This is a genomic window from Undibacterium sp. TJN19 (assembly GCF_049339485.1).
Classification (GTDB): domain Bacteria; phylum Pseudomonadota; class Gammaproteobacteria; order Burkholderiales; family Burkholderiaceae_D; genus Undibacterium.
Genome location: NZ_JBMPPL010000032.1, coordinates 1 through 5,782, shown reverse-complemented (window position 1 = coordinate 5,782; position 5,782 = coordinate 1). Strand labels below are relative to the sequence as shown.

The following is a 5,782-nucleotide window of genomic DNA, read 5'->3' as shown; positions in this document are numbered from 1 at the left end:
AAGTGCTTCATAATCTCGTTTCTCTGCTGCTGACGCACACAACGCTGCGACGCAAAACTGGGTAAATAAGTAGTCCGGTTGAGTAGAAAAGATTTTGGTTCTTTAACAATTAACAGTCAATAAATGTGGGCACTTTGCGAAGCGCACCAGCGAACTTAGGTTAGTTGGAAATGCTTAAATAATATAGCAAGTGTTCACAAGAAATAAAGCAAGACGATGATTTAGTAATAAATCATTGAACTGTCAGTATTTTGAGTGAGCGACACCGTTCGAAAGAACGGAGTTCAGAAATGAACACAAAACAGAGATTAAACTGAAGAGTTTGATCCTGGCTCAGATTGAACGCTGGCGGCATGCCTTACACATGCAAGTCGAACGGCAGCGCGGGGCAACCTGGCGGCGAGTGGCGAACGGGTGAGTAATATATCGGAACATACCCTAGAGTGGGGGATAACGTAGCGAAAGTTACGCTAATACCGCATACGCACTAAGGTGGAAAGTGGGGGCTCGCAAGACCTCATGCTCATGGAGTGGCCGATATCTGATTAGCTAGTTGGTAGGGTAAAAGCCTACCAAGGCGACGATCAGTAGCTGGTTTGAGAGAACGACCAGCCACACTGGAACTGAGACACGGTCCAGACTCCTACGGGAGGCAGCAGTGGGGAATTTTGGACAATGGGGGCAACCCTGATCCAGCAATGCCGCGTGAGTGAAGAAGGCCTTCGGGTTGTAAAGCTCTTTTGTCAGGGAAGAAACGGTGTTTCCTAATACGGAATGCTAATGACGGTACCTGAAGAATAAGCACCGGCTAACTACGTGCCAGCAGCCGCGGTAATACGTAGGGTGCAAGCGTTAATCGGAATTACTGGGCGTAAAGCGTGCGCAGGCGGTTTTATAAGTCTGATGTGAAATCCCCGGGCTCAACCTGGGAACTGCATTGGAGACTGTAAGGCTAGAGTGTGTCAGAGGGGGGTAGAATTCCACGTGTAGCAGTGAAATGCGTAGATATGTGGAGGAATACCGATGGCGAAGGCAGCCCCCTGGGATAACACTGACGCTCATGCACGAAAGCGTGGGGAGCAAACAGGATTAGATACCCTGGTAGTCCACGCCCTAAACGATGTCTACTAGTTGTCGGGTCTTAATTGACTTGGTAACGCAGCTAACGCGTGAAGTAGACCGCCTGGGGAGTACGGTCGCAAGATTAAAACTCAAAGGAATTGACGGGGACCCGCACAAGCGGTGGATGATGTGGATTAATTCGATGCAACGCGAAAAACCTTACCTACCCTTGACATGGAAGGAATCCCGAAGAGATTTGGGAGTGCTCGAAAGAGAACCTTTACACAGGTGCTGCATGGCTGTCGTCAGCTCGTGTCGTGAGATGTTGGGTTAAGTCCCGCAACGAGCGCAACCCTTGTCATTAGTTGCTACGAAAGGGCACTCTAATGAGACTGCCGGTGACAAACCGGAGGAAGGTGGGGATGACGTCAAGTCCTCATGGCCCTTATGGGTAGGGCTTCACACGTCATACAATGGTACATACAGAGGGCCGCCAACCCGCGAGGGGGAGCTAATCCCAGAAAGTGTATCGTAGTCCGGATTGTAGTCTGCAACTCGACTACATGAAGTTGGAATCGCTAGTAATCGCGGATCAGCATGTCGCGGTGAATACGTTCCCGGGTCTTGTACACACCGCCCGTCACACCATGGGAGCGGGTTCTGCCAGAAGTAGTTAGCTTAACCGCAAGGAGGGCGATTACCACGGCAGGGTTCGTGACTGGGGTGAAGTCGTAACAAGGTAGCCGTATCGGAAGGTGCGGCTGGATCACCTCCTTTCTAGAGTAGCGCGTAGTGAAGTGTCCACACTTATTGACTGTTAATGAATGAACAGAGAACACAGGTAAGAGATCATGTTCCCGAAAGGGGGATTAGCTCAGCTGGGAGAGCACCTGCTTTGCAAGCAGGGGGTCGTCGGTTCGATCCCGTCATCCTCCACCAAGATTCTGGTAGAAGTCATAGGAATCGGGTCTGTAGCTCAGTTGGTTAGAGCACCGTGTTGATAACGCGGGGGTCGTTGGTTCGAGCCCAACCAGACCCACCACAAGATCTCGACAGTGCAAACGTAAGTCAAGCCGGAGTAAGAAATAAGGCGAAGAGATTTAGGTTTGTGCTTTCAAAGCGAAAGACAATAGTAATAAGTAGTTCTCGTTCTTTAACAATTTAGAAGAAGTAAAGTAGAAATAATCAAAATTATTTCTGTAAAGAGAAGTCAGTGACGACAGTCATTGATGGAAATTATGGAAGGGTTGTGATTGTATCGAACAAACATAGTATTAAAAAGAGTTTGAAAAAGCTGTCGAAAGACAAGTTTTAGAAAAAATCAAATTCCTTGAGATACGGCAAACGCTAAAGTAATACTCATAAGTAGTAAAGAACTATAACCGGTTTTTGGTGATGAACCTTGATCAAGTAATTGATGAAGACACCAGAAGCTAAAGTTATAGGGACAAGTGACTAAGTGCACATGGTGGATGCCTTGGCGATATCAGGCGATGAAGGACGTAGTAGCTTGCGATAAGCTGCGGGGAGTGAGCAAACACACATTGATCCGCAGATTTCCGAATGGGGAAACCCGGCCGTAAGGTCATTGCAACCTGAATACATAGGGTTGCAAAGCGAACGTGGCGAACTGAAACATCTAAGTAGCTACAGGAAAAGAAATCAACCGAGATTCCCAAAGTAGTGGCGAGCGAAATGGGAAGAGCCTGCAAGATTTAGCAAGCATGATAGACAAACGGAATGGAAAGTCCGGCCAGAGAGGGTGATAGCCCCGTAGTTGAAATCATATTTGTGGAACTAAGTTTGCGACAAGTAGGGCGGGACACGAGAAATCCTGTCTGAACATGGGGGGACCATCCTCCAAGGCTAAATACTCGATATCGACCGATAGTGAACCAGTACCGTGAGGGAAAGGCGAAAAGAACCCCGGGAGGGGAGTGAAATAGATCCTGAAACCGTGTGCATACAAACAGTAGGAGCGGACTTGTTCCGTGACTGCGTACCTTTTGTATAATGGGTCAGCGACTTACATTCAGTGGCAAGGTTAACCGCATAGGGAAGCCGTAGAGAAATCGAGTCCGAATAGGGCGAATCAGTCGCTGGGTGTAGACCCGAAACCAAGTGATCTACTCATGGCCAGGTTGAAGGTGCGGTAACACGCACTGGAGGACCGAACCCACTAATGTTGAAAAATTAGGGGATGAGCTGTGGGTAGGGGTGAAAGGCTAAACAAACTTGGAAATAGCTGGTTCTCTCCGAAAACTATTTAGGTAGTGCCTCTTGTATCACCGTCGGGGGTAGAGCACTGTTATGGCTAGGGGGTCATCGCGACTTACCAAACCATTGCAAACTCCGAATACCGACGAGTGCGAGCAAGGGAGACAGACATCGGGTGCTAACGTCCGGTGTCAAGAGGGAAACAACCCAGACCGCCAGCTAAGGTCCCAAAGTACAGCTAAGTGGAAAACGAAGTGGGAAGGCTAAAACAGTCAGGAGGTTGGCTTAGAAGCAGCCACCCTTTAAAGAAAGCGTAATAGCTCACTGATCGAGTCGTCCTGCGCGGAAGATGTAACGGGGCTAAGCTGTACACCGAAGCTGCGGATATCCTTAGGGATATGGTAGGAGAGCGTTCTGTAAGCCTGCGAAGGTGACTTGTAAAGGTTGCTGGAGGTATCAGAAGTGCGAATGCTGACATGAGTAGCGATAATGGGGGTGAAAAGCCTCCACGCCGTAAGCCCAAGGTTTCCTGTTCAACGTTCATCGGAGCAGGGTGAGTCGGCCCCTAAGGCGAGGCAGAGATGCGTAGCTGATGGGAAGCAGGTTAATATTCCTGCACCGTCGTATGATGCGATGGGGGGACGGATCGCGGAAGGTTGTCCGACTGTTGGAATAGTCGGTTTCTGGTTCAAAGAAGGTGCTTAGGCAAATCCGGGCACATAATTCAAGGGACTGGGACGAGTGAATTAATTCATGAAGCAATCGGAAGTGGTTCCAAGAAAAGCCTCTAAGCTTCAGTCATACGAGACCGTACCGCAAACCGACACAGGTGGGCGAGATGAGTATTCTAAGGCGCTTGAGAGAACTCGGGAGAAGGAACTCGGCAAATTGGTACCGTAACTTCGGGATAAGGTACGCCCTTGTAGTTTGACTGCCCTGCGGCAGAAGGACGAAGGGGTTGCAATAAACTGGTGGCTGCGACTGTTTAATAAAAACACAGCACTCTGCAAACACGAAAGTGGACGTATAGGGTGTGACGCCTGCCCGGTGCTGGAAGATTAAATGATGGGGTGCAAGCTCTTGATTGAAGTCCCAGTAAACGGCGGCCGTAACTATAACGGTCCTAAGGTAGCGAAATTCCTTGTCGGGTAAGTTCCGACCTGCACGAATGGCGTAACGATGGCCACACTGTCTCCTCCCGAGACTCAGCGAAGTTGAAATGTTTGTGATGATGCAATCTACCCGCGGCTAGACGGAAAGACCCCATGAACCTTTACTGTAGCTTTGCATTGGACTTTGAATCGATCTGTGTAGGATAGGTGGGAGGCTTTGAAGCGTGGACGCCAGTTTGCGTGGAGCCATCCTTGAAATACCACCCTGGTTTATTTGAGGTTCTAACCTTGGCCCGTAATCCGGGTCGGGGACAGTGCATGGTAGGCAGTTTGACTGGGGCGGTCTCCTCCCAAAGTGTAACGGAGGAGTTCGAAGGTACGCTAGGTACGGTCGGACATCGTGCTAATAGTGCAATGGCATAAGCGTGCTTAACTGCGAGACTGACAAGTCGAGCAGGTACGAAAGTAGGACATAGTGATCCGGTGGTTCTGTATGGAAGGGCCATCGCTCAACGGATAAAAGGTACTCTGGGGATAACAGGCTGATTCCTCCCAAGAGTTCATATCGACGGGGGAGTTTGGCACCTCGATGTCGGCTCATCACATCCTGGGGCTGTAGCCGGTCCCAAGGGTATGGCTGTTCGCCATTTAAAGTGGTACGTGAGCTGGGTTTAAAACGTCGTGAGACAGTTTGGTCCCTATCTGCCGTGGGCGTTGGAAGTTTGAAGGGGGCTGCTCCTAGTACGAGAGGACCGGAGTGGACGAACCTCTGGTGTATCGGTTGTCACGCCAGTGGCATTGCCGAGTAGCTATGTTCGGAAGAGATAACCGCTGAAAGCATCTAAGCGGGAAACTCGCCTTAAGATGAGACTTCCCAGAGACTTGATCTCTTTAAAGGGTCGTTCGAGACCAGGACGTTGATAGGCTGGGTGTGGAAGTGCAGTAATGCATTAAGCTAACCAGTACTAATTGCCCGTAAGGCTTGTCCCTATAACCTTAGCAGGTTGTAGGCTACGACAAGTATTGTGAAGTGTTTGCGAAAATGGAAATTCGGAAGAATTTCACTTGTTCGACAACAGTCACAACCACCACAGTAAGCGATGGTCTCGCTTACTGTGACAAAAACTTGATTAGTGCGAATAAGATCGCACACTCTACGACACTTCTTCTGAATTGGACTTTTTGCTCCTCACAGCGCAACGTGAAGAACAACAAGTCAACAAGTTATGCCTGATGACCATAGCTAATCGGTACCACCCCTTCCCATCCCGAACAGGACCGTGAAACGATTACGCGCCAATGATAGTGCTGCAACCAGTGTGAAAGTAGGTTATCGTCAGGCTTGTATTCCGCATACCCCCGATCAAGCAATTGACCGGGGGTTTTGCTTT

Annotated in this window: 2 tRNA genes and 3 rRNA genes; all 5 read left to right on the top strand. The window is 49.4% G+C overall.

From position 1 onward, the window contains the following. The first annotated feature begins 310 nt into the window (after nucleotides 1-310). The 5 genes from ACO0LH_RS28305 to rrf all read left to right on the top strand — a co-directional run bounded on the left by ACO0LH_RS28305 (nucleotide 311) and on the right by rrf (nucleotide 5,733). Nucleotides 311-1,839, top strand: a 16S ribosomal RNA gene (locus ACO0LH_RS28305). 86 nt (nucleotides 1,840-1,925) lie between these two features. Next, nucleotides 1,926-2,001 (top strand) — tRNA-Ala (locus ACO0LH_RS28300). A gap of 26 nt (nucleotides 2,002-2,027) precedes the next feature. After that, nucleotides 2,028-2,104: transfer RNA gene (locus ACO0LH_RS28295), tRNA-Ile, on the top strand. 403 nt (nucleotides 2,105-2,507) lie between these two features. Beyond that, a 23S ribosomal RNA gene (locus ACO0LH_RS28290) occupies nucleotides 2,508-5,381 on the top strand. 239 nt (nucleotides 5,382-5,620) lie between these two features. Next, nucleotides 5,621-5,733, top strand: a 5S ribosomal RNA gene (gene rrf / locus ACO0LH_RS28285). The 16S, 23S and 5S rRNA genes sit together here with 2 tRNA genes alongside, the layout of an rRNA operon. Nucleotides 5,734-5,782 lie beyond the last annotated feature (49 nt).